We start from the raw sequence: 24743 nt of genomic DNA, 5'->3' as shown, positions 1-24743 counted from the left end.
ATCCCCCTTTAGTTATACTTGCACTCTTTGATAATTCTCGAATTTGCTTCTATATAATGTGCGGTTTACGGCGTTCAAAAAGGCGTGGGCAGAGGCTTCCAATACATCCTGTGCCGATCCTCGACCAGATGCTTTGATTCCATCTACCGTCAATTGGACGTGGACTTCTGCTAAAGCGTCGCGTCCTTTACCGATGGAACTCAATTGATAGTCTTGCAGATGAACATCGGCATCAATCAGATCATCGAGCGTGTTGTAGATGGCTTCGACGCTTCCTTCTCCAGTATTGGCCTTCTCCACTTCTTCTCCATCCGGACGTGTCAGAAGGACGGTCGCTGTCGGACGGTTGATGCTGCCATATTGAACCTGGAAGGCTTTCAACTCGTATTTAGGCTGATCTTCGTCTTCCGTCTGAGTGTCTGTCAAAATGGCGAATAGATCATCATCCGTCACTTCTTTCTTCTTGCCTGTCAATGTCTTAAATGATTCAAAAGCTTCCTTCAGCTTGTTTTCGCTGAGTTCGAACCCAAGTTCTTCCGCTTTTTGTTTGAACGCATGCCGTCCGGAATGTTTCCCTAACACCATTCGATTGGAATCGATGCCAACCATCGCTGGGGTGATAATTTCATAGGTTGTCGACTCCTTCAGCATGCCGTCCTGGTGGATCCCGGATTCATGGGCAAAAGCGTTGCGTCCTACAACGGCTTTGTTGCCTGGCACCTGCATCCCTGTCAGGCGGCTGACGAGATCACTGGTCCGCTTGATTTCTTTCAAAACAAGGCCTGTTTCAAAATCAAAACGATCTTGGCGGATCTTCAATGCGACAGCGATTTCCTCAAGCGCTGCGTTTCCGGCACGCTCGCCAATGCCATTGATCGTCCCTTCAATTTGCCTTGCTCCGTTTTCAATCGCAGCGAGGGAGTTGCTTACAGCCATTCCCAAATCATCATGATTGTGCGTAGACAAGATCGCCTTGTCGATGTTCGGAACGTTCTCTCTTACATAACGGAAAAGCCGGCCGATTTCGTCAGGAGTTGTGAATCCTACGGTATCCGGAAGGTTGATGACACTCGCTCCAGCGTCAATCACTTTTTCGATAATGTGTACGAGAAAGTCTTGATCGGACCTGAGCGCATCTTCCGCGGAAAACTGGACGTATGGAAATTTCTCCTTCGCATAGGCGACCATTTCCACAGCTTTTTCTACCACCTCATCTGGTGTCTTTTTCAGCTTGTGTGTCATATGAATCGGAGAGGTAGCGATGAATACGTGCAGCCTCGGCTCCGCTCCGCCTTTCAATGCTTCCCACGCAATGTCTATGTCACGTTTGTTAGCTCGCGCTAAGCCTGTGACCGAACAACCGCGGACGGTATCAGCGATCTCTTTGACCGCTTCAAAATCGGCTTGAGAGGAAGCGGGAAAACCCGCCTCCATAATATCTACACCTAAACGTTCCAGCTGTTTGGCAATTTCCACTTTTTCCAAACGATCCAAATTGACACCAGCGGATTGTTCTCCGTCTCTCAAGGTTGTGTCGAAAACGTTAACGTGAGCCATGTGTGACCACATCCTTTTCTTTGGATTGGGACTTCTTGACGAACGGCATCAGTTCACGGAGCTCTCTACCCACCTTCTCGATTTGATGATTGTTTTCACGGGAATTAATGGCGTTGAACTCTGGACGGTTCACCTGGTTCTCAAGGATCCATCCTTTGGCAAACTTCCCTGTTTGGATGTCTGTCAGTACATCTTTCATGCGAGCTTTCGTACTCTCATCAACGACGCGTGGGCCTGATACGAAGTCACCCCACTGGGCTGTATCAGAGATGGAGTAACGCATGCCTTCAAGTCCGCCTTCGTACATCAAGTCAACGATCAATTTGAGCTCGTGCATACATTCAAAGTACGCCACTTCCGGCTGATAGCCAGCTTCTGTCAACGTTTCGAAACCGGCTTTTACAAGGCTTGAAAGTCCACCGCAAAGGACGGCCTGCTCACCGAATAGATCGGTTTCTGTTTCTTCTTGGAAGGATGTTTCAAGAACCCCTGCACGGCCGCCGCCGATTCCTTTCGCATAAGCAAGAGCGATCTCTTTCGCTTCCCCAGTGACGTCCTGTTCAACACCGATCAGTGCAGGTACACCAGCGCCTTCTTCAAACGTACGGCGGACAAGGTGTCCCGGTCCTTTTGGTGCGACAAGGAATACATCCACGTCTGATGGAGGAACAACCTGGTTGAAGTGAACATTGAATCCATGAGCGAAAGCAAGAGCTGCGCCGGACTTCAAGTTCGGTTTGATGGATTCTTCATACACTTTCGGCTGATACTCATCCGGAAGAAGAACCATGACAACATCGGATTCTGCTACAGCATCTGCAACATTTTTCACTTCCAACCCGTCTTGTTCCGCTTTATCCCAGGACTTTCCTTTACGAAGACCAACAACGACGTTATGGCCGCTTTCCTTCAAGTTTTGAGCGTGTGCATGACCTTGGGATCCATAACCTACAACAGCGACCTTCTTATTTTTTAGTACCTCGTCTTTAATATCGTTGTGATAGTATACGTGTGCCATTTTTACATCCATCCTTTCGGGAAATTATTTTAATAGAGAGTAAGATTTGAATTCTGCTACTTGCGGCTGATGACCGCGGGTGAATGCGGTTAAGCCTGTTCTGGCAAGTTCTTTTATGCCATAAGGCCTTAATAGATCGATGAGCGCATCGACTTTATCTGACTTACCTGTCACCTGAACCGTGACGCTTTCTTTACTGACATCAATAATTGATGCACGGAACGGTTCGATGATGCCCTGGATTTCGCTGCGGATCTGTGGGTTGCTTATCACTTTCACCATCGCTAGCTCCCGGGCGACAATTGCTTTGTCTGTGATGTCTGACACTTTCAAAACATCAATTTGTTTGTTCAGTTGTTTGGTGAGCTGCTCGAGCTTACGGTCATCTTCGACTTCCACGACGAACGTCATCTTTGAGACGCCTTCCGTCTCTGTCCGCCCGACGGAAATACTTTCAATGTTGAATTGCCTTTTGGCAAGTAATCCAGTCACTCGGTTCAGCACCCCGCTTCGATTATGAACGGTAGCTGTGACGATTCGCTTCATCGTTTCACCCCAATCATTTCGTGTAATCCTTTTCCTGGTGCAATCATCGGATAGACATTCTCTTTTTGAAGGACGCGGCAATCGATGACCGCCGGCTGATCATCCCCCAGTACTTTCGGCAATACTTCCAAAAGTTCTTCCTGGGTTTCAATCTTATAGCCGGGAACTTGGTAGCTTTCCGCTAGTTTCACAAAGTCCGGCTGCACATCGATGATTGATTCTGAGTATCTTTCACTATAAAACTTTTCCTGCCACTGTCTTACCATCCCTAATGCCTGGTTATTGACGATTAACACTTTGACAGGTAATCTCCGTTCTTGTAGAACAGACAGTTCCTGAAGTGTCATTTGAAAACCACCGTCACCCACAACAGCGACGCAGGTGGAATCCATGTCGGCCAGCTGTGCTCCGATTGCTGCCGGGAACCCGTAGCCCATCGTTCCAAGACCGCCAGAAGTGACCCAGCGGTTTGGCCGGTCAAATTGATAGTATTGTGCCGCCCACATTTGATGCTGCCCGACGTCTGTCGTAACGACCGCTTCTCCACTTGTGTATTCATAGACTTTTTGCATGAGCCATTGAGGGACGATGAGTTCATCCGGCTGATCATGCCAGAGTGGATAATCGATTTTGTTTTGGCTGATCGCATCCATCCATCCCTTGTGGTGCAGCCCTTTCACAGTCTTGGCATTCAAAGCTTCCAGCGCTGCTTTGGCATCCGATACGATAGGAATGTGCGTCGGAATGTTTTTTCCAATCTCAGCAGGGTCGATATCAATATGGGCGACCATCGCGTTCGGTGCGAAGTGCTTAAGATTACCCGTCAGTCTGTCATCAAAGCGGGAACCGATATTAATCAGCAGATCGCATTCATAAAGGGCGGTGTTTGCCGAATACGTCCCATGCATCCCAGCCATTCCGAGGGACAAATCACAGGTGCCCGGGTAACTGCCAAGCCCGAGAAGCGTAGTCGTAACCGGCAGTTGATAGTTTTGGACGAACGTTTTTAACTCCTCCGAAGCACCTGCATGAATGACACCGGATCCTGCAAGTACCACCGGTTTTTTCGCTTCCACAAGAGCGTCGTGCAGTTTGCTGACCTGAAGTGGATTCGGCTTGACGGTCGGCTGATAGCCCGGCAAATGAAAATCACTCTTCACTTCCTTTGCATAAACCGTTGAACTGATGTCTTTCGGAATATCCACAACGACCGGCCCTGGTCTTCCTGTCGTCGCAATATGAAAAGCTTCATTCACAATTCTCGGCAGGTCCTCAATTTCCTGGACTTGATAATTGTGTTTAGTAATCGGCGTCGTGATCCCCATGATGTCTGATTCTTGGAACGCATCCGTTCCGATGACGCCTTTCGCTACCTGACCGGTAAAAATAACGAGTGGAATGGAGTCCATCATCGCATCCGCAATACCAGTAACTAAGTTTGTTGCTCCTGGTCCTGATGTCCCGATTACGACTCCGGCTTTTCCTGAAACCCTTGCATATCCTTCCGCTGCGTGGATCGCACCTTGTTCATGTCTTGGAAGAATATGATCAAAGCTGCCTTCCGCCCGGTAAATCGCATCATAAATTGGTAAAACCGCGCCACCTGGATATCCGAATAACGTTTCGACACCTTGACCGATTAAAGCTTCTACGAGCAAATCGGCTCCTGTCTTTGTCGCGGTCTCTTGTTCCGCACTTGCCTGTGCCTTCATTTTTCATCCCTCCTGTGTTGAACATATCTTTTATGAAAAGCGGATGTTTTCAGTGATGTTTTTCCGCTTCAAACCTTTCGCCTTTCGAACAAAAAAGAGACCTTCTTCCTCCTCAAATTCCTGCAACACAACAACAGTGTCGTAAGAATGTGAGGGGTGAAAAGGTCTCTCTTTACTTCCACGGTACCACCCTCATTCGTGAAGCTCTATAACAAGCTCCACCTCATGGGATCCAAAATATGAACCCCTTTTGATAACAGGTGCGGTGAAACACCTGGTCCCGCCTACTGGATGAACGTTCGGCGTGGACACTCAAGGATGATGTCAGAATAAGATGTATTTCCGGGCTTCCAGCAACCCCGGCTCTCTGGGAATACAAGCACTTATTCCTTTATTCCTTTCATCGTGTTCGTGTGATTTATTTTTCAACTGCCTCAGACTCTGCTCAGCTTTCCTCTACTAACTGACGTGCGCTTGATCTTTGCTGTACACTTTGTATCCGTCTGTTGTCGTTACTTTTCTGAATTCTGAAAGCAAGTGGTTTGTGACAACGCCAGGCTTCCCATCTCCAACTTTTCGCTGATCGACTTCCACAACGGCAATCACTTCTGCCGCTGTACCTGTCAAAAATACTTCATCTGCGACGTAAACATCATGTCTCGTAAACGGCTGTTCCTTGACTTTGTAACCTTTTTCTTCGGCTAAATCGATGATGGCGTTACGGGTTATCCCTTCCAAAGCACCTAAATAAGTCGGCGGTGTTAAAATCGTTCCATTCTTCACGATAAAGATGTTATCGGCAGAACCCTCGGTTACATAGCCTTGATCATTCAGCATAAGAGCTTCATCAACGCCTGCTTGATTGGCTTCCATTTTCACGAGAATGTTATTTAAGTAATTCAACGATTTCACTTGGGGCGGTAACACGTCCGGACGATTTCTTCTGCTTGAAACAGATGCAAGCCGGACCCCGCGTTCATATAGTTCTTTCGGGAACAAAGCGAGTGCTTCAGCAATGACAACCAAGCGAGGATTCGCACAGCTGGCCGGGTCCAGACCCAGATTGCCGGCGCCTCTAGAAACGACGACGCGGATATAAGCGGTTTCCAACTGGTTACGGCGGACCGTTTCAGCAATAATCTCTTCGAGTTCCTCCTTGCTATGTGGGATCTCGAGCATGATCGACTTCGCTGAATCATAAAGACGGTTTAAGTGTTCATCAAGCTTGAAAATGTTGCCTTCGTATACGCGAATCCCTTCGAACACCCCATCTCCATATAAGAAACCATGATCATAAACGGAAACGACAGCTTCTTCTTTCTTCACGTATTCGCCGCTCATATAAATCCATTGGCTGCTCATTTTCAGCACTCCTTTCTTTTATAGTTTAATGTTTGAAATGATTAAAGAATGATAAAGAAAATGTGGACCCTTCTGGTAAGTGGTGATCTTACATTTTCAGGGTCCCAATCTCAGGTCTTTCGCATGAACCAACCAGACGATTGAAGTGATCGATGTGGTTGATTGAGGACTACTTTAAACCCATTTCGAGGGAAGGTCAACAGGTTTTTAGTAAATTTTCTGAACACTCAAAAGATTCGATGAATGAGTTAAGCGCTTACACCGTTGAGAGGCTTGACATCCCGTTTCTTTTTCTCTTTTCTTTTTTTCTTTTTTATCTCAAATGAGCATCGATTCAGTGTGAAAAAGTTCAATAAACCGCAGGCGATCATTCGTAATTTTTCTTCAAGAAAACCACTTTTTTTGTTCACGAAAGTCTCTAATAAATAAATGTGGACATTCGCCCTGCCTTCAGAGCCCGTCCCCTCATACTGTGTCATATAGGATTAAAAAAGGTGGTGAAAGATATGAGCTGGTATGGTGGCTGCGGCGGATATGGCGGCGGATACGGCGGTGGATACGGAAGCACTTTCGTTTTGATCGTTGTATTGTTCATCCTTTTGATTATCGTAGGAGCTTCCTTCTACAACTAATAAACCTTTTCGTGTGAACCACCGTTACCCGTAATAAGTGGTTCACACAAACGTGGATGGTCAGTCAACGACTTTCCACTATTCGGGTGTGCATAAAAAAGAACCAGAGGTCATCACCACCTTCTGGTTCATTGTTCGTTATCTTTGCAATTAAAAGAATTCTAGAGAAAAATTGTTTTCTCAATATAGGTTTGGTTATAATAGACGGCGAGACATATTCTCTACAACCTCTACCTGTAGAATGTCTCCCTCTTTCAATTCCAGAGCGTGCTCGCTCTGGCTTTTTTTTGTAGACAAACGTCTATTATATCAATATAATGAGCACACTCTTTTTTGGGGCCGGTTTCATCATGTTTTTCATCGCCGCACACCGGTCTGCCTAAAAAGTCATTTTCAGACCATTAAGATTTCTAATAATAATGCATAAAGAAGCGAGTCGCCTATGTAAGATAGCCGGTTCGCTTCTTTTTAGCTGTAAAGACTTTTTCAATCCGGAATTTCTTCGTTTTAATTTTCCAGTGCACATTCTCTTTGATACTCCAAGTTGATGAAAATTTGCTGCAACTCAGGCAAAGTCATCTCAATCGTCCTTTTTCCAAAGGCATCCTCTGTGTAACCTAAATCCCTTAATTGATCAATCAAATAGTACCTGTCCTGATATGAACCTTCTGGGGGATAAACTGACACAAGCATCCTAATCAACTCCTGAGCAAAAGATTATTATAATAAGTTCTTTCTACTCTCATACCCCTTATTCCTCTTTTCAACCGCAAAAATTATCATAATTGTCTGATTTTTAAACGAAGAAAACATCACTCTTTGGAGAATCAGCCATTTTTTTGATGAATACCTCCACATTTGTTTCTTAATGTTCGGGACTCAGTTTCGTGACACTTTGTAGAGGACGGTCGGGTCTGCGAACCGATCCAACTCATTGCTTCAAGAGTTCTGCCATATTGTTTGATAAACAAAAAACGCCCATCAAATGGACGTTTTTTCGATCATTTATATATTGCCGAAGAACTTCTCCGCTTTTTCTAAATACGGCTCTTCTTCAGGCATGAGCTCATACTCTTCGACAATCGCATCTACCGGACAAACCGATACGCACGCGCCACAGTCTATACAGATATCAGGGTTGATGTAATACTGATCTTCCCCTTTTTCAATACAATCGACAGGACAAACATCGACGCATTCCCCGGCTTGTTCGCCCTGGCACGGTTGTGTAATGACAAATGCCATATGTATCTCTCCCTATTTCCTTAATAGATCTAGTGTCTCGAAAAACAGGGGGTTTTGTCAATCTTTGTACTGTTATCCTCATTAAATCACCACGGTCAGATATAGACATAAAGAGAATACCCCTTTGTATGTTTGCCAAAGGAAATAGCGGCTAGTAGAATAAAAGGTAGCAATTGAATGGCTGGGAATATGATGAAAACGCACGAAATCTGAATGGAGGATTTGGATTTCCTGCGTTTTTTTATCTTTCACCCCCGCCCCAGCTTTTTTGTTAGAAAAGGAAGGAGGGATGTCCATGTCCTCATGGATACGGCCTTTTCGTGGTCTCATCGTTGTATTAGTTCTATCTATTTCTACACTTACCGCTTGTACCGAAACACAGCCTGTAGAAGAAGAGCCTGAGAGTCAAACGGAACAACCACAAGATTCTGAAGAGAATGCTTCCGTAGAAAAAGAGGATGAAGCACCTTCAGAGGAGGAATCTAAGGAATCCGTCAAAGAAAAACAGCCAGGAGATGTTGATGCCACCGTTACAAACGTTGTGGACGGAGACACCATCGATATTAAAATCAACGGCAGAGAAGAACGCGTCCGTTTGTTACTGGTCGACACGCCTGAGACCGTTCACCCCGACAAACCCGTCCAGCCTTTTGGACCTGAGGCAAGCGACTATGCAAAAGAAATGTTGTCGGGAAAAGAAGTACGGTTTGAATATGACGGGCCGAAACGTGATCATTATGACCGGCTTCTTGGCTATGTTTGGGTAGACGGAGAGAATTTCAATCTGCAATTACTTGAAAAAGGGCTTGCCCGATATGCTTATGAATATGATCCTCCCTACGTTCATGCAGCATCTATGAAGAACGCAGAAACCCGTGCCAAACAACAAGAAAAAGGGATTTGGAGCATCGACGGGTACGTTACGGATGAGGGATTTCGCGAAGACGAATCATCAAGCGTTGAGGAAACAAAAGCCTCTTCCCCTTATGAAGGCAGCCTTCCTTATGACCCACAAGGACCTGACCGGGACTGCGGCGACTTTTCTTCACAAGAAGCAGCACAAGCCTTTTATGAAGCAGCTGGAGGTCCTGCCCAAGACCCCCATCGCTTAGATGGGCACGATCAGGATGGTCTCGTTTGTGAAAGCTTATAAATGAATAGAAATGTCCGTTCCAAGTGAAGTTTCTTTCATTTTTGATCGGTTGAAGAGGAGCTCCTATCAGGAGGTCCTCTTCTTTACTATTACCCCCACGCTATAATCGTCTTAATTTTTGTAATATTATTGTAATTGCACCATAAACAAGGTAAAATCATGTAAATATAAGGATGTTTTTGGTTTAAATGGATGAAAATGATCCTTTTAAATCAATCCAATTTTATAATAGGGGGTCTTCAAATGAAAAAGTATTCATGGTTGATGTTCGTTCTCCTCTTCACTGTAAGCCTATTCTTGAGTGCTTGTGGTGAAAGTGGGACAAGCGGTTCCGCAGGAGAAGACGGCGGAAGTGATGGTGGCGAAGAAATGACAAACCTGACGATGGGAACAGGTAGTGTCGGTGGTGTCTACTATCCGCTGGGTGGAGAAATGGCGAACCTTTTCACAGACAATATTGACGTTGAAGGTTTTGATGTTAGTTCCGTTGAATCTGGAGCTTCTGTTGAAAACATCGCCAAGATCCAATCCGGAGATTTCCAGTTGGGGATTGCCCAGAATACAACGATGATCAATGCGGTTGAAGGAATGGGTGAATTCGAAGGAAAAGATGTCGGAAATGTCGGCGTCATCGGTTCTCTTTATCCAGAGGCCCTTCAAGTAGTCACACTGGATTCTACTGGTATTGAGTCCATTGAAGATCTAAAAGGTAAAAAAGTAGCTGTTGGACCTCCAGGTGGAGCGACTCGTGAAGCTGCTGAGATGGTTCTTTCCGCTTATGGTATTGAAGAAGGAGACTATGAAGCGTTTGAAGAAGGGTTTGGCGACGCGAAAAGTAAACTTCAAAACAATACGATTGACGCTTCTTTTGCGGTTGTAGGGGTTCCATCCTCCACAACGGATGAATTAGAAGCGGCTACAGGCGAAGTTAAATTCCTGAACATTGAAGGAGACGCTTTAGATGAAGTGGTTGCCAACAGTCAGTACGAAGCTTACACAGTGGAACCTGGTACGTATGAGTGGCAGGAAGAGCCTGTTGAAACCATTACCGCATTGGCGCTGCTTCTTGGTTCAACCAGCCAGGTCAGTGAAGATTTAGCGTATGAAATGACGAAAACACTTTACGAAAATGCTGGCGATATGTCGATCGCTCAAGCGAAGCTGATCACGCAGGATAGTGCCTTGACAGGTGCCCAGGATCTTCCGCTTCACCCTGGAGCAGAGAAGTACTTCAAAGAAGCAGGCATTTTAGAATAAAGGCAGGATACGGAACCGGACATTGTTTTTGTCCGGTTCTTTAAAGCGCTGATTTAAGAAAAGAATGGAGGTAAGAGGCGTGACGAAAAAAGATAACAAGGAAGTCGATAAGCAAGAAATGATGAAAAAATACGATAAAGAGAGCACATTCCGCACAAACCTCGGGACCTGGGGCTGGGTGACATTGATCCTTGGCAGCGCACTTACGATTTTTCAGCTTTATACGGCTTACCGTGGAGCTTATGTTTCACTCATCCAGGGTGCTATTCACCTAGGCGCGGCGCTGTGCTTAGTCTATCTCCTCTATCCGATTAAATCTTCTTTAACGAGCAAACGCGGCATCCCGTGGTATGACCTGATCTTTGCTGCGGTCGCTCTTTATGCGAACTTTTATATCATTCAAAATTATGACCGTCTCATCAATGAAGCGATTATATTCGGCTTCACCTATATGGACCAATTTGTCGCAACCGCCGGCATCCTTTTGTTACTTGAAGCGACAAGGCGCGTCGTCGGACTTCCGATTGTCATCATAGCTATTCTCGCCCTTCTCTATGGGATGTTCGGAAACTTCATCCCCATAATTGGACACGCGGGCAATGACTGGCCGACGCTCGCGACGAAAATGTTTTTCAGTTCCAGTGCCATTTTCGGTATACCGATTCAAATATCATCGACCTATATTTTTCTATTCCTATTTTTCGGAGTCATTCTCGTCAAAACGAACATTGGTCAGTTTTTCAACGACCTCGCCCTCCGACTAACAGGAAAATATACGGGTGGAACAGCCAAAGCCGCGGTTGCAGCGAGCGGGCTTCAAGGAATGGTTAGCGGGAGCTCAGTCGCCAATACCGTAGGATCTGGATCATTTACGATCCCGATGATGAAAAATGCAGGGTTCAAACCTCACTTCGCTGCAGCCTCGGAAGCTTCTGCCTCGACCGGCGGGCAGCTCATGCCGCCAATAATGGGTGCCGCTGCATTCATCATGGCGTCTTATACGGGCATCCCTTATAACGAAATTATCGTCATCGCGATCATCCCCGCTCTTTTGTATTTTTCCGGTGTCTTTTTAGGGACACACTTTGAAGCAAGAAAACAAAACATCCGCGGGCTTTCAAAAGAAGAACTTCCTAAAACAAACAAACTGGTCAAACGGCTGGACTTGTTCCTTCCGCTCGTCATCATAATCGGATTTTTACTTGCAGGACGGACACCGACGTATGCCGCTTTATTTGCAATCGTGACGGCCTTCGTGATCAGTTTTTTCCGTAAAGAAACACGCATGTCCTTGAAAGGAATTATCAAATTGCTTGAAGAAGGAGCCCGTGTTGCCCTTCCCGTCATTGCTGCCTGTGCCACTGCTGGAATCATTGCAGGAACAGTAACGACTACAGGCCTCGGACCTAAAATTGCCGGCGGAATCATCGACCTTGCCCAAGGGCAGTTTTTCCTTGTCATGTTCTTCACCATGATTGCTTGTATCATTTTAGGGATGGGACTACCTACGACAGCCAACTATGTCGTAACCGCTACGATGGCGGCACCAGCCTTGTTAGCTTTTGATGTTCCTGTCATTGCGGTTCACATGTTTGTCTTCTATTTCGGAATTGTCGCAGATATCACTCCACCAGTTTGTCTCGCTGCATATGCAGGGGCGGGAATCGCCGGAGCCAATCCGATGAAAGCTGGTGTAACCGCGGTAAAACTCGCAATTGCCGCATTCATCATTCCGTATGTGTTCGTCACCAACCCGCTTTTATTGCTGCAGGGAGACGTCACGGCATTCAACTTATCCATCAGTGTCATCACAGCCTTATTAGGAATGGCAGCCATCAGCTCCGCACTGATCGGATATTTCGCCACGAAAGTCACGTGGGTCGAACGAATCGCCCTTATCGCTTGTGGACTCATGCTCGTTTATCCAAACCTAGTCATTTCTCTCATTGGTTTAGGCGTTTTCGGAGCAGTTTCTGTCTTCCAATATGTAAAAAACAAAAAAGAGGATTCTTCGAAACAACAAGCTGTCGTGTGATCAAAAGCCAGACCTTTCATTACAAGGTCTGGCTTTTTCTTGCCGAATTCCCTTTTAGCCAAAATCCCCCAAGCTCATTTATGAAAATAGCGGCTACGATCAAAATCACCCCCACCCACTGAACCAAGGAAACAGATTCAGAAAGGATGAGCATAGCGGAAATAATCGCAACAGGTAGTTCAATAGAACTCAAGACATTCGTAAGCCTTCCAGAAATCAAAGGGGCTCCCTGCGCAAAAAACAATGGTGGGATGACTGCCCCTACGAAAGCCACTCCTGCCCCTATACTCCACAACTGGGCGTCAAATAGCGGGATTGTTGGGAGGTCTTGAATAAATACAACCAGCACAAGAATCAACGATCCGGTAACCATCAAAGCACTTCTAGCAATCGGATCGGTTTTTGTAGCGACCTGTCCGCTGAAAAAGACAAAACCTGCATAAGAAAAACCTGAAAGCAGCCCAAGAAAAAGTCCTGCCAATGGAAGGTCAAAGAAGCCTCCACCGATCACACCCGACGCGCACACCACCCCTAAGAGGGTAACAACCAATGAAAGAAAATTGATTTTTGTAGGAACAACTTTCGTAAAAATCCATTCGTAAATCATCCCAATCCACACGAATTGGAAAAGTAGTATAATGGCAATGGATGCTGGTAAATACTGCATTGCGCCATAATAGAAGATACTGGTCAAACCAACGGACGTGCCCGTCAACATGATTTTGAAAAGGTCTCCCCTGCTTGTTCCTCTTAAAGAAATCCTTTTGAAGAAGCTGATCAACCATAAGAATATAAAGGCAATCGCCATTTGGACAATGTTCAGTTCCCCGAGCGTGTATCCTAAAGAAAAGCCTGTTTTTACAAAAATTGGTGTGAACCCAAAGCTCGCGGCCCCGATGAGAACGAGTGTAATCCCTTTTCCTTTCATTCGTCCCCCTCCTCCTTTCCAACCAACGCAAATTTCATTTTCATACCTTCACTATTTTAACATCTGCCCCCATAAAAAAAGGCCCCTCTTTAAAAAGAGCGGCCCTGCCTATGTTTTTAATTATACGATTCTCTTAATCAATCGTCCTAAAGTACGTGGAATGAATAAGAGAATATCTACGATAGTATGGATCAACGAGCGAATCAGTTTCATTTTCATTCCTCCTTTTTAGATATATAAATACATACCTCAAAGATAGAAGGCTGAAACTCCGGATCGCTATTTAGGGTAAAATGTCCCAAAACCAATAGAACGTGCTGGAGTAGTAATCTCGAGCCTGTATCAATCTGATGAAAGTCCTTAAAGGAAAGAAACGACCAAGAAAGAAACGGATGCTGGAATCATGTAAATAAGCCGTCCACTCCCTTTATCCCATACCCTTGTACCCTTTTCTGCGTCAGTATAATTTTTCCATTACTACTAAAGTGGTATAGACAACTAGAAGGTTAAACCGTATGCTTGAATTATCTGAAAAAGGAGGTCGTAAATTGAAAAAGAGAACAGTATCCATCCTATTAACAACTGCTTTAGGTGCAACTCTATTAAGCCCGCATTCAACCCTCGCAGCACCTGGACCGAGCATAGAGAAGAAAGGAGTGAAAACAAATGTCCATACGAACCAAAGCACTGTCCACCCTGCATTTTCATGGGATCAACCTGGTCCATCCTCTCCAATTCTACACCCTGGGTCTGTACGAGGAGCAGGCATGAGAGAAGAGCCTTTACAAGAAATTGACCCTCTTTTACTCTCTGCCATAGAAAACAACGTGATGCCCGGGGCCGTGACTCTTGTAGCAAGAAGAGGCCATATTGTGAAAGAAGAAGCTTATGGGTATGCCCTGAAGTATGAAGACGACGAATTCACACAATCAGAAAACCTAATCCCCATGAAGAAAGATACCATCTTTGACCTCGCTTCCATCAGCAAAATTTTCACCACGACCGCCGCTATGATTTTATATGAACAGGACGCGTTCGAATTAAACGATCCTGTCGCGAAGCACCTTCCGGAATTTGCGGAAAATGGAAAGGAAAACGTGACGATTGAGCAGCTCTTGACACATACCTCAGGCTTCAAGGCGTGGATCCCTCTTTATACAGTTGAAGGTGACAGAAACGACCGTTTACAACATGTATTACAATATCCTCTCGCTAATGAACCTGGATCCACCTATACTTACAGCGACTTAAATATGATCACCCTAGGAGCTCTCGTCGAGCGCCTATCCAATATGCGCTTAGATGAATTTGTTGAAAAAAATATTACCAAACCATTAAAAATGGAAGATACAATGTATAATCCAGAAGAGGATTTGAAACCACGCATTGCTGCAACGGAAGACCAGCCTTGGACGAATCGTGGGCTTGTGTGGGGAGAAGTACACGATGAAAGCGCCTGGTCATTGGATGGAGTAGCCGGTCATGCAGGAGTCTTTTCTACAGCGAATGATTTAGCCAAATTCGCACACATGTTTTTAAATGAGGGTACGTATGGAAACAAGAAGATCCTTGAGCCTGAAACCGTTAAGCTGCTTACAGAAAACCGCATCCCCCAATTTGCAGGTGATGACCACGGGTTAGGCTGGGAACTCCAACAAGGATGGTATATGGATGCCCTCTCAAGTCCAAGGACATATGGGCACACCGGTTACACAGGAACATCCATCGTAGTAAACCCGGAAAATGATACGATCGCTATATTATTAACGAATCGTGTCCACCCTACAAGAGATACGGTTTCTACGAACGGGGCGCGTAGAGGCTTTGCCCGAAAAGTGGCGGATGCCATTCCGGTCCAAATGGATAAAAAATCAAACCCGTGGTTTTCAGGGTATGGGGATCAGGTAGAGAAACAGTTGTTGGCAAAGGTAAACCCAAGCGAAACGGCTTCCCTTTCATTCCGTACATGGTTTGAAATCGAGGATGGTTATGACTTTGGAACATTGGAAGTATCAGACGATGGGGAAACGTGGACAACACTGGATAGATTTACAGGTGACAGTAACGGATGGGTATCACGAAATGTTGAACTACCTTCAGACACTACGCATCTCCGCTTCATCTATGAAACCGATGGAAGTGTGAACAACCGCGGTTGGTACATTGATAATCTAGAAATAAACGGAAATGCTGTAGAGGTTAAAAGCGATTCATGGGAAAAACGATCCTATTAATAAATCTTTCACAATGCAGACAAGTGATCCCACTTGTCTGCATTTTTTTACTTTCCTCACCTCATCTACTATACCAATTGTTTATAATATTTAATTGTTTTTTTCATAGAAACAGTTAAGGATGGGTATAACTGAAAGGAGAGTGAAACATTGACAGAGCACAATAAACTAGTCCGAAATCAAATTCCTAACTTACTGAGAGATTCGGGAAAGAACATCCGAACTCGATATTTCAACATCGATGAAAACAAAGATTCCTTGACGAAACTCGCAGACCCTTTGGAAGTCATTCACGCCTTATCTTACACACAGAGCCACAATTGATGAACTTGAACATATTCTTCAACATCGCAGAAAAGAGCGCTGCGCATTCCATAATCATACGATGCTCCTGGATATTGAAGATGTGTGACCACATGTAAGGGGAAAGCCTGATGGGCTTTCCCCTTTTTCTATTAATCGATTGGATCCACCGCTTTCCCGTAACGAATGACATCATAGATCGCCATACCGTCACTCGGCTTGCCGTCACCATTTCGATAGGGAAAGAGTGAAAAGAATATGAAGTACACAGAGAAATAAGAATATTGGTAGAAAAATAGATCCACAGGAAGAACTCCCTGAGTGATCAATACATTCAATAACAGGATAATCGCCAAGTTAAAAAGGCTTCCGGCAAGGTAGATCGACACATGAGCCCATGTCTTGTTGTAGGAAAGCTTTTCGTACTGACACCAGCCCTCCATAAAGTACATACGCCTTACTTCCAAAGGCCCCACATGAAACAGCAGTTTCCCTGTCCCTATACAGTACTTTATCTTCCCTCCGAATATACGGGCGACAAGGACATGACCCGTCTCATGAACAAGAGTGACGAGTGGCAGAATCAGAAAAAAGTTTATGATGAACATAGGAATGTCATTCATTGTAAACATAAGCGTTCCTCCGTTATGGTGTGAATTGAAGTTCTGAAAAAACAACTTCCCTTTTTTGTAAAAAGATAACCCAAATGCAGAAAACTGCTTCCATAGCCTCAGTAAGGAGACTATAGACATGACAAGGGAGCCATTCACTGGGATTAGCTCAGAAAGTGCTGAAGTGATCGTCTTCATTATACTTCCAGATCATCCTTATAAACCCATATTTACCCATTCAGTGGAACCCTCCTAAAACCTCCCCTTCAAATGTTTGTAAAATTTAAACATTCCTTCTCCTGTTGTGTAAGGCTTCTGTTTCGAGTATGATAGGAATAGCGATTTTTTTTAAAGAGGAGCGTATTTATGAAACGATCCATTTACGGATTGACGTTTGACCAACTGACAGATTGGCTTATAGATCATGGGGAGAAAAAGTTCCGCTCCAAGCAAGTATGGGACTGGCTCTACCAAAAGCGTGTAACAGACTTTTCACAAATGAAAAACGTGAATCAATCCTGCATCGATCTTCTCGATGAACATTTTACGATTGAGACACTTTCTGAAGAAATTAAACAAGAATCAAAGGACGGAACCGTTAAGTTTCTATTTAAATTAGATGATGGAAACGTTATTGAAACGGTACTGATGCGATTCAACTACGGGTTGTCCGTATGTGTGACAACACAGGTGGGCTGCAACATCGGCTGCTCCTTCTGTGCGAGTGGAATTCTTCGTAAGAACCGTGACCTTTCCAGTGGCGAGATTGTTGAACAGATCATGCAAGTTCAACAGCACTTGGATCAACAAGGGAACGATGAACGCGTCAGCCACATCGTAGTGATGGGGATTGGTGAACCGTTCGACAACTATGAAAACCTGATTGATTTCTTGAAAGTTGTGAACGATCAAAAAGGACTTTCCATTGGAGCGCGCCACATCACTGTATCCACAAGTGGAATCGCACCGAAAATGTATGAGTTCGCAGATGAAGGCATCCAGATCAATCTGGCCCTTTCCATTCATGCACCGAACAATGAACTGCGTACCCAAATCATGAAAATTAACCGTGCCTACCCACTCGAAAAACTGATGCCGGCTATTGATTATTATCTGGAAAAAACGAACCGACGGATTACCTTCGAATACATTTTACTCAAGGACGTCAATGACCATAAGAAGGAAGCGGAAGAGCTTGCGGACTTGTTGAAGGATAAGCGCCACTTATCCTACGTCAACTTGATTCCATACAACCCGGTCGCTGACAACCCTTATGAGCGAAGTGAAAAAGAAGCGATCCTGACGTTCTATCAAACGTTGATGGACCGCGGAATCAAGTGCGGAGTCCGTACAGAACACGGAACCGACATCGATGCCGCCTGCGGACAGTTGCGCAGTAAGCAAATCGAAAAAGAAAAAGCACGCAAAAAGAAAAAGATGCCAATGAACTAAAAGCATGAGGCCCCGGCCTCATGCTTTTTTTCATACTTATAGCTTTTTCAAATTCCCATTTATCTCTTGAGCTAAATCCTGGCCTCCTAACCTACTAATGAAAATTTTTTTACGCTTAGTATGATAGCTTTCATATAATTAAAAAAAAATGGTTTCATTTGTAAAAATATAGGAAATAGAAGAATATACAAAAATATCCAAGGGGTGATGGGAATCTATCAAAAAGGAGTTTTTCCAGAATGAGAAAATTCTTAGCTTTTCTATTCGTTTTCACTTTAACCTTTGGCAGTGCAGGGATCGTAAGTGCCGACAGTCATGACGGAGACAAAGATTGCAGCGACTTTGATTCTACAGCAGAAGCAGAGCAGTATTGGGAAGAAAATGGGTACGATGAAAATAACGATCCAGATGGATTAGACCGAGACAAAGATGGTGTACCATGTGAGAGCTTAGGTGGCAGCTCATCTGGTGATGGATCTGGTGATTCAGAAGCATCAGAAGACGAGGCAATGGAAGATTCTGAAGAGAACGGAACTCAAGAAGAATCTTCTGACGAAGAAGGTGGAGAGCTTCCAGAAACCGCAACGCCGTATGCTACATATGCGTTACTCGGGATGGGGCTGTTTTTATTGAGTGGCGGACTGTTGTATGTGCGCAGGGAAAATTAAATAACCTTACCCATCCCCCTCTTCAGCGAACCTTTATGGTTCGCTGTTTTTTCTTTGAAGCCTATTTCGTCTAATCTTAAGAGCAAAACAGGTCTATCCGTTTATAGGATAGACCTGTCATTATTTCTGTGCTAACCCATGCATAATGAAGTCAATCGTATAATCAATTTCCTTTTCGTCCTCCCAGTTTAAATCAGGTGCAATGATAAAGCGGGTGACCAGAAAACCGACGACGGAAGAGATAATCATACGTATGATGGAGGCATTCGGCATTTCCACAAGTTTTCCTTTTTCTTTCAAGTGATTCAGTGCCTCTTCGAATTTCGGGAATATTTCTTCAAGGAATACTTCTTGAAAATTTTCCTGAAGCTCAGGGTGAAAGGCCATTTCCTGAATCACAATGCGCAAAAGAGGAGCGTTTTCTTTTGCAAATTCAAATCGATTTTTCAAAAGAGTCCGCAATAAACTTTCCAACCCCTCTGGAGGCTCCTCAAAAACTTCCTTGGCGAAATGAGAAGCAAAAAACGGCAAAGTGAACTTCGTCATAAATGGGGTCACGATGGAGATCAAGAGCTCTTTCTTTGTTTTATAATGACGGAAAATCGTCCCTTCAGCTACATTCGCTTTTGCTGCAATTTCACTGGTGGAAGAAGAAGCGTAACCTTTTTCCGCAAAAATCTCTACGGCAGCTTTTAATATTTGTTCCTGTTTCGGTGTTAACTTTCGATCTTTTTCTGTCGTCTGTTCTAACGTTTCCACCATTTTCTTAAAGTCAGTCATTCATCCATCCTCCTAAAGCGTCCATTCTACCATTATAAACGCCGATGCTTCTTCAATGCGAATATATTCAATGTCGTGAACAGGGCCGTAAACCCTAGTAAAATATACACTTCCAGTTGGATCTCCGCAAAAGAAGCTTCGCGCAGCATAATCCCCCTCATAGCTTCTGCCCCATACGTTAAAGGCATCATCTGTCCAATGACCTGTACCCATGTTCCAAGTCCCTCTGTTGGGAATAAACCGGAGAAGAACACCTGGGGAACAATGATCAAAGGAATGAATTGAATCATCTGAAATTCATTCTTAGCAAATGCTGATACCAATGTACCAAGGCTCAAAGCCGCTAAGGCAAGTAATATAGTAACAATCAGTACATAAAAGAAGTTACCCTCCATAAACACCCCCAGAATGTAAATGGAAAAGGAGGCAATGATGAGAGCCTGAAGGATCGTGAATAGTCCAAAACCTGCGAGATAACCGAACACGATTTCAGATCGTTTGATGGGGGTAGCCAACAAACGTTCCAATGTACCCTGTGTACGTTCTCTTAAAAAAGAAACTCCGCCCACAATAAATACGAAGAAAAAGACGAAAAAACCGATGAGTGCAGGTCCCACGTAATCAAATAACCCGAGATCCTCTGACCCATGGTAGTACTCAACGTTCATTGAAATTTGCTGATTCGCTCTTAAAGATTGCAATTCTTTTTGGATTGCCCCAGCAGCGTTTGGATCACTCCCCTCTAGAAGCAGGGATGTTTCCTGATTTTCAAAATACAACACAGCATCCAACGTCCCCTCATCCAGCTTTTCTTCTGCTCTAGAAGAAGACAGCGTTTCAACAACAAGGGTGTCAGACGACAATTTTTCAAGCATGGATTCTGGAACGTCGACGGCTCCTAGTTCCAAGTTGGTTTCATCATGATCCAGTACCATCCACATGAGGGACAAAACAAGGAGTGGTGCCACCACCATCAGAGCTACACTTCTTTTATCCCGCCGGAATTGGAGAAGAATTCTTTTCATTACATGGAAGGTATCCATTTTGTATCACCTCCATAATGCAAAAACACGTCCTCCATAGATGACACATTCACCTTTTCCTTCAACATTTCTGGAGTATCCATGGCTATCATTTTTCCTTTTCTCAGCAGAGCCAGACGATCGCACTTCTCCGCCTCGTCCATGACATGTGTGGTAACAATAATCGTAACGCCCTTATGCTTCAAATCATTAAGTTCGTTCCAAATCGACTGCCGTAAAACAGGATCGATGCCAACAGTGGGTTCATCAAGGATGATCATTTCCGGTTCATGGACAAGAGCTGCAGCTAAGGACAACCGCCTTTTCATCCCTCCAGAAAATGTTTGGACGGGCTGGTCTTTAGAAGAGGATAAGTTAACCATTTCAAGTACTTCTCTGATTCTTTTCCTTCTCTTTTTTCTCGATAGGGAATAAATGGAGGCAAAAAAATCTAGATTCTCCCATGCCGTCAATTCTTGATACAAAGCATCCGATTGCGCCATGAACCCAAAATTTTTCATCTGCGCAAGATGCCGCAATGCGGCCCCATCAAGAGAAATGGTTCCTTCTGTAGTTTGTAGTATTCCTGCCATCAACTTTACAAGCGTGGTCTTCCCTGCCCCTGAAGGGCCCAACAATCCAAAAATCTCACCTTTCTGTATGGATAGATCCACCTGGTCAATGACTGTAACTTTACCATAACGTTGGACGACACCCTTCATTTCAACCATAGAATTCAAATTAACCCCTCCTAAATGAGTGATTACTCACTTTAATTATACATCGCTTCCTGAACATGTAAAGGGAGAAGGGAGAAATTATTTCTTACCTTCGTTTCTCATCCGCTGGCAGTGTGTGATTCCAAGAAGAGTGCTTTATCAAAAGAACGGTTTATTCTGTTTAATCAATATTTAATATTAGATATCCATCGGCATTTTTAACTGCTATAATATTCTCAATCACTAAGGGAATGTCTGTTCGTAAATAATGAAAGGAGTAAAACGTTGAAAAACCATGATGATCGCGAGGTCCTCTACTATCTGTTTTCAGGAATAACGCTCGCTTCGTTTTTTGGAGTCATTTTTTTGGCAGGATGGCTGGCAGGTGCTGACTGGAGCACCTATTCCATTGAATTCAGTTGGAGTATGTTGAATACCGATACGCTTAAAGACATATTCAAAAACTGATTTCAGGTTCTAATTTGGAAGCTTGTTCGATACAATACATCGATCATCTTTTGGAGGAGAAATTCATGGAAGAATGGATCATTTGGATGATGGAACAGTTCGGGTATCTGGGGGTTTATGCATTGATGGCGATCGAAAACATCTTTCCCCCTATTCCATCAGAAGTTGTTCTGCCGCTCAGTGGATTTATGACTGTAAGGACGGATTTAACGATAACATGGGTCATCATTTATGCGACCTCGGGTTCTTTGACTGGATCTCTTCTATTGTATGGAATCGGGATGTCCATCAGCAGAGACAAACTGGAAGAGTGGGTGGAACGTCACGGAAAATATCTGCGTCTCACGAAAGCAGATGTGAACAGAGCTTTCCATTGGTTTGAGACTTATGGATATTGGGCCATCTTTCTTTGCCGTATGCTTCCACTTGTCAGAAGTTTCATTTCCTTACCTGCAGGAATGGCCCGTTTCTCTATCGTTCCTTTTCTTTTCCTTACCTTTTCGGGAAGTTTGATTTGGAATACAGCCTTGATCTACACAGGTGTCATCCTCGGAGATTCCTGGCGCGATATTCTACACTATATGAAGGTGTACTCTATATGGACGTATGTCCTAATCATCGCTGTTACTTTCCTTACCATTTGGTGGATGCGTAAAGGGAAAGGTGTTCGCTTATGGAGATGATGGAGTTTATTAAAGTCGTGATTCTTGGAATGTTTGAAGGTTTGACAGAGTTTGCGCCCGTATCTTCAACCGGGCACATGATTCTTGTTGATGAAATGTGGCTGAAGACGGACTTGTTTCTGGGAGACTATGTAGCGAATACGTTTAAAGTGTTCATTCAGCTGGGATCTATTCTTGCTGTCGTTGTCATTTTCCGAGATCGATTTAAGGATCTATTGATATCCTCGCGGAAACGTAAAGGCCTCCGTTTAAAATGGTCTCATATTATCACAGGACTCCTCCCAGCTGCCATTTTAGGTTTCCTATTCGAAGATTTTATTGATAAACATTTGTTCACTCTCGAGACCGTTTTGATTGGATTAGGAGCAGGAGCTATCTTCATGATTGCTGCTGATCTGCACCAACCGAAAGGAAGGAAAGAAAGTGTCGATCAAATCAGTCACTCACAAGCTTTTACAATAGGAATCTTTCAATGTCTATCGCTGTGGCCTGGTTTCTCACGTTCTGGTGCTACGATATCAGCAGGTGTTGTAATGGGGCTGAGCCACAGAGCTGCAGCAGATTTCACTTTCATCATGGCTGTTCCAATCATGCTGGGAGCAAGTAGCCTGTCCATTGTAAATAACCTTGCCTACTTCCAATGGACGGCTGTTCCTTATTTTGCTGTCGGTTTCCTAAGTGCTTTTCTCTTCGCTCTCTTATCCATTCGATTCTTTTTGAAACTGATCAATCATGTGAAATTAATTCCATTCGCGATCTACCGTTTCATCTTAATCGTGGTTATCTGTTTTCTATATTTTTAATAAAAAAAGGACAAAGCTACAAGAGCTCAGTCCTTATGGCCACCCTCATTTTTCTCTAAAAAATACTTAACTCCTGCAACAGTACCGATACCAAGCAAGGCATACTTCAACCCTTCCACCGTTGCTGATGGAGAGATGCCTTGCTGCCAATAGGAAAAAGCGACTCCTAAAACAACAGCGATGATGGGGATGTATCGGTTTGGCACTCGTTTTGTCTGCCTCATCGCATACAACAATACAGCGAGTCCCGCATAGGGGGTGAAATCCATCATGAACTCCATGGGTTGATCTCCTTTAGAATAAAATAAGAGCTTATTCCATGTTATTCATGAAGCGAGGCTTGAAGTACTTTCTGCAAAATATAACATCCCGCCCCTCTCATGGGACGAGACGCAATATTTTCTTATGAAACGAATGATTTCGGTCCAAGGGCTTTTTCGACTTCCATATAATCCAACCCATGAGCTTCTGCCACTTCACGATAAGTCACACTGCCATTGACGACATTTACACCTTTTAATAAGGCAGTGTTTTCGAGGCATGCCTTTTGAAAACCTTTGTTTGCGATCTGAACCGCATAAGGAACGGTAACATTTGTGAGCGCAAGCGTTGATGTCTGCGGAACAGCTCCCGGCATATTGCCAACCGCATAATGGACAACTCCATGTTTCACATAGGTCGGATTGTCATGTGTCGTGACGTGGTCGACCGTTTCGACAATCCCGCCCTGATCGACAGCGACATCAACGATGACACTTCCCCGACTCATCGATTTCACCATATCTTCTGTCACAAGTTTTGGCGCTTTGGCCCCTGGAATCAAAACCGCTCCGATAACTAAATCGGACTCCCTGACCGCCTCGCTCAAATTCAATGGATTCGACATAAGCGTGTTGATCGATGAACCAAATATATCATCAAGCTGGCGAAGTCGATCAGGGCTGAGGTCGATCATCGTGACATCCGCCCCTAAACCGATCGCGATTTTAGCAGCGTTCGTTCCTACAACACCACCTCCGATAATCGTCACCTTCCCGCGTTTCACTCCCGGAACTCCGCCAAGAAGAATGCCTTTACCTCCATGGGTGCGTTCTAAATATTGCGCACCTTTTTGCGTGGCCATCCTCCCTGCCACTTCACTCATCGGTGTAAGCAGAGGTAGTGATCCATTCCCGGATTGAACCGTTTCATAAGCAATGGCGACCACTTTTTTCTCTGCCAACGCTTTTGTCAATTCTTCATCTGCCGCAAGGTGCAAATACGTAAATAAGATTAATCCCTCATAAAAGTAAGTGTACTCTTCGGCGAGCGGCTCCTTCACCTTCAGAACCATCTGCTGGGCCCATGCCTCCGCAGCCGTGTCTACGATTTTGACTCCGACTTCTTCATATTGTTGATTAGAAAAACCTGAGCGTTCCCCAGCTTTCGTCTCTAAAAAGACTTCATGTCCTTCATTGATTAGATTAACCGCGCCAGCTGGAGTAATCGCCACACGGTTTTCATTATTTTTAATTTCCTTTGGTATCCCTATCCGCATTCGAGAAACCTCCTAATT

Annotated in this window: 25 protein-coding genes; 11 read left to right on the top strand and 14 right to left on the bottom strand. The window is 44.4% G+C overall.

The annotated features are described in order from the left end of the window. Positions 1-12: 12 nt before the first annotated feature. From ACJA3J_RS07010 to ilvE, 5 genes are all read right to left on the bottom strand, one after another. The gene (locus tag ACJA3J_RS07010) at positions 13-1557 is read right to left on the bottom strand and encodes a 2-isopropylmalate synthase (RefSeq protein ID WP_089654005.1); all 1545 of its coding nucleotides are present in this window, start codon (positions 1555-1557) and stop codon (positions 13-15) included. Further along, on the bottom strand, positions 1544-2575 hold the full coding sequence (ilvC, locus tag ACJA3J_RS07005) for a ketol-acid reductoisomerase (protein ID WP_089654004.1): 1032 nt from the start codon (positions 2573-2575) through the stop codon (positions 1544-1546). The genes ACJA3J_RS07010 and ilvC overlap by 14 nt, the downstream gene beginning before the upstream one ends. A 24-nt stretch (positions 2576-2599) precedes the next feature. Further along, positions 2600-3121 (bottom strand): acetolactate synthase small subunit, encoded by a 522-nt coding sequence (gene ilvN / locus ACJA3J_RS07000; RefSeq protein ID WP_089654003.1) that lies wholly within the window; start codon positions 3119-3121, stop codon positions 2600-2602. Next, positions 3118-4833 (bottom strand): biosynthetic-type acetolactate synthase large subunit, encoded by a 1716-nt coding sequence (gene ilvB / locus ACJA3J_RS06995; RefSeq protein ID WP_089654002.1) that lies wholly within the window; start codon positions 4831-4833, stop codon positions 3118-3120. The genes ilvN and ilvB overlap by 4 nt, the downstream gene beginning before the upstream one ends. Positions 4834-5292: 459 nt before the next feature. Further along, positions 5293-6195 (bottom strand): branched-chain-amino-acid transaminase, encoded by a 903-nt coding sequence (gene ilvE, locus ACJA3J_RS06990; RefSeq protein WP_089654001.1) that lies wholly within the window; start codon positions 6193-6195, stop codon positions 5293-5295. Positions 6196-6701: 506 nt separating this feature from the next. Here ilvE and ACJA3J_RS06985 point away from each other — a divergent pair. Further along, on the top strand, positions 6702-6827 hold the full coding sequence (locus tag ACJA3J_RS06985; protein WP_089654000.1) for a YjcZ family sporulation protein: 126 nt from the start codon (positions 6702-6704) through the stop codon (positions 6825-6827). 507 nt (positions 6828-7334) lie between these two features. On the opposite strand, the gene ACJA3J_RS06980 is transcribed toward ACJA3J_RS06985, so the two are convergent. Both ACJA3J_RS06980 and ACJA3J_RS06975 read right to left on the bottom strand, forming a co-directional pair. Beyond that, positions 7335-7520 (bottom strand): hypothetical protein, encoded by a 186-nt coding sequence (locus ACJA3J_RS06980; RefSeq protein WP_089653999.1) that lies wholly within the window; start codon positions 7518-7520, stop codon positions 7335-7337. Positions 7521-7832: 312 nt separating this feature from the next. Continuing rightward, positions 7833-8072, bottom strand: coding sequence for a 4Fe-4S binding protein (locus tag ACJA3J_RS06975; RefSeq protein WP_089653998.1), 240 nt, complete (start codon positions 8070-8072; stop codon positions 7833-7835). Positions 8073-8367: 295 nt separating this feature from the next. On the opposite strand from ACJA3J_RS06975, the gene ACJA3J_RS06970 reads away from it, so the two are divergent. The 3 genes from ACJA3J_RS06970 (at position 8368) to ACJA3J_RS06960 (ending at position 12517) form a co-directional block, all read left to right on the top strand. Beyond that, on the top strand, positions 8368-9225 hold the full coding sequence (locus ACJA3J_RS06970) for a thermonuclease family protein (protein WP_406945842.1): 858 nt from the start codon (positions 8368-8370) through the stop codon (positions 9223-9225). Positions 9226-9468: 243 nt separating this feature from the next. Next, the gene (locus ACJA3J_RS06965) at positions 9469-10482 is read left to right on the top strand and encodes a TAXI family TRAP transporter solute-binding subunit (RefSeq protein WP_089653996.1); all 1014 of its coding nucleotides are present in this window, start codon (positions 9469-9471) and stop codon (positions 10480-10482) included. Between the two features lie 64 nt (positions 10483-10546). After that, a complete protein-coding gene (locus ACJA3J_RS06960) occupies positions 10547-12517 on the top strand; it encodes a TRAP transporter permease (protein WP_406945841.1) in 1971 nt (656 codons plus the stop codon). A 19-nt stretch (positions 12518-12536) separates the two neighbouring features. Here the strand turns inward: ACJA3J_RS06960 and ACJA3J_RS06955 are convergent, their stop codons facing one another. Next, positions 12537-13445: an EamA family transporter gene (locus tag ACJA3J_RS06955; RefSeq protein ID WP_406945840.1), complete on the bottom strand. Its 909-nt coding sequence runs from the start codon at positions 13443-13445 to the stop codon at positions 12537-12539. Positions 13446-13993: 548 nt separating this feature from the next. On the opposite strand from ACJA3J_RS06955, the gene ACJA3J_RS06950 reads away from it, so the two are divergent. Continuing rightward, positions 13994-15679, top strand: a complete 1686-nt coding sequence (locus tag ACJA3J_RS06950; protein WP_406945839.1) for a serine hydrolase — start codon at positions 13994-13996, stop codon at positions 15677-15679. Between the two features lie 150 nt (positions 15680-15829). Next, the gene (locus tag ACJA3J_RS06945; protein ID WP_167356100.1) at positions 15830-16003 is read left to right on the top strand and encodes a hypothetical protein; all 174 of its coding nucleotides are present in this window, start codon (positions 15830-15832) and stop codon (positions 16001-16003) included. 131 nt (positions 16004-16134) lie between these two features. Here the strand turns inward: ACJA3J_RS06945 and ACJA3J_RS06940 are convergent, their stop codons facing one another. Further along, positions 16135-16614: a site-2 protease family protein gene (locus ACJA3J_RS06940; RefSeq protein ID WP_089654018.1), complete on the bottom strand. Its 480-nt coding sequence runs from the start codon at positions 16612-16614 to the stop codon at positions 16135-16137. A gap of 345 nt (positions 16615-16959) precedes the next feature. On the opposite strand from ACJA3J_RS06940, the gene rlmN reads away from it, so the two are divergent. Continuing rightward, positions 16960-18045, top strand: coding sequence for a 23S rRNA (adenine(2503)-C(2))-methyltransferase RlmN (gene rlmN / locus ACJA3J_RS06935; protein WP_089653992.1), 1086 nt, complete (start codon positions 16960-16962; stop codon positions 18043-18045). Between the two features lie 239 nt (positions 18046-18284). Continuing rightward, the gene (locus tag ACJA3J_RS06930; protein WP_089653991.1) at positions 18285-18713 is read left to right on the top strand and encodes an excalibur calcium-binding domain-containing protein; all 429 of its coding nucleotides are present in this window, start codon (positions 18285-18287) and stop codon (positions 18711-18713) included. Positions 18714-18833: 120 nt separating this feature from the next. Here the strand turns inward: ACJA3J_RS06930 and ACJA3J_RS06925 are convergent, their stop codons facing one another. Genes ACJA3J_RS06925 through ccmA form a run of 3 tightly spaced genes read right to left on the bottom strand, consistent with a single transcriptional unit; the run spans position 18834 to position 21246 of the window. Beyond that, positions 18834-19493, bottom strand: coding sequence for a TetR/AcrR family transcriptional regulator (locus ACJA3J_RS06925; protein WP_089653990.1), 660 nt, complete (start codon positions 19491-19493; stop codon positions 18834-18836). Between the two features lie 32 nt (positions 19494-19525). Beyond that, positions 19526-20536: an ABC transporter permease gene (locus ACJA3J_RS06920; protein ID WP_406945838.1), complete on the bottom strand. Its 1011-nt coding sequence runs from the start codon at positions 20534-20536 to the stop codon at positions 19526-19528. Next, complete coding sequence (gene ccmA, locus ACJA3J_RS06915) at positions 20518-21246, bottom strand: heme ABC exporter ATP-binding protein CcmA (RefSeq protein WP_406946280.1); 729 nt, start codon at positions 21244-21246, stop codon at positions 20518-20520. Before ccmA ends, ACJA3J_RS06920 begins: the two co-directional genes overlap by 19 nt. 273 nt (positions 21247-21519) lie before the next feature. Between ccmA and ACJA3J_RS06910 the strand changes: the two genes are divergently transcribed. The 3 genes from ACJA3J_RS06910 (at position 21520) to ACJA3J_RS06900 (ending at position 23188) form a co-directional block, all read left to right on the top strand. Continuing rightward, complete coding sequence (locus tag ACJA3J_RS06910; RefSeq protein ID WP_406945837.1) at positions 21520-21702, top strand: hypothetical protein; 183 nt, start codon at positions 21520-21522, stop codon at positions 21700-21702. Between the two features lie 65 nt (positions 21703-21767). After that, entirely contained in the window at positions 21768-22385 is a 618-nt protein-coding gene (locus ACJA3J_RS06905; protein WP_089653987.1) for a DedA family protein, read from the top strand. After that, complete coding sequence (locus ACJA3J_RS06900) at positions 22376-23188, top strand: undecaprenyl-diphosphate phosphatase (protein WP_089653986.1); 813 nt, start codon at positions 22376-22378, stop codon at positions 23186-23188. Before ACJA3J_RS06905 ends, ACJA3J_RS06900 begins: the two co-directional genes overlap by 10 nt. Before the next feature lie 26 nt (positions 23189-23214). Here ACJA3J_RS06900 and ACJA3J_RS06895 read toward each other — a convergent pair whose 3' ends face one another. Next, on the bottom strand, positions 23215-23469 hold the full coding sequence (locus tag ACJA3J_RS06895; RefSeq protein ID WP_089653985.1) for a phage holin family protein: 255 nt from the start codon (positions 23467-23469) through the stop codon (positions 23215-23217). Positions 23470-23591: 122 nt separating this feature from the next. After that, complete coding sequence (gene ald / locus ACJA3J_RS06890; RefSeq protein WP_406945836.1) at positions 23592-24725, bottom strand: alanine dehydrogenase; 1134 nt, start codon at positions 24723-24725, stop codon at positions 23592-23594. Between the last annotated feature and the right edge of the window lie 18 nt (positions 24726-24743).

It is taken from the genome of Halobacillus sp. SY10 (genome assembly GCF_045401165.1).
In the GTDB taxonomy this organism is placed as follows: Bacteria; Bacillota; Bacilli; order Bacillales; family Halobacillaceae; genus Halobacillus; species Halobacillus aidingensis.
Note: the sequence above shows the minus strand (reverse complement) of the source record. Positions and strands in the feature narration are given on the sequence as shown.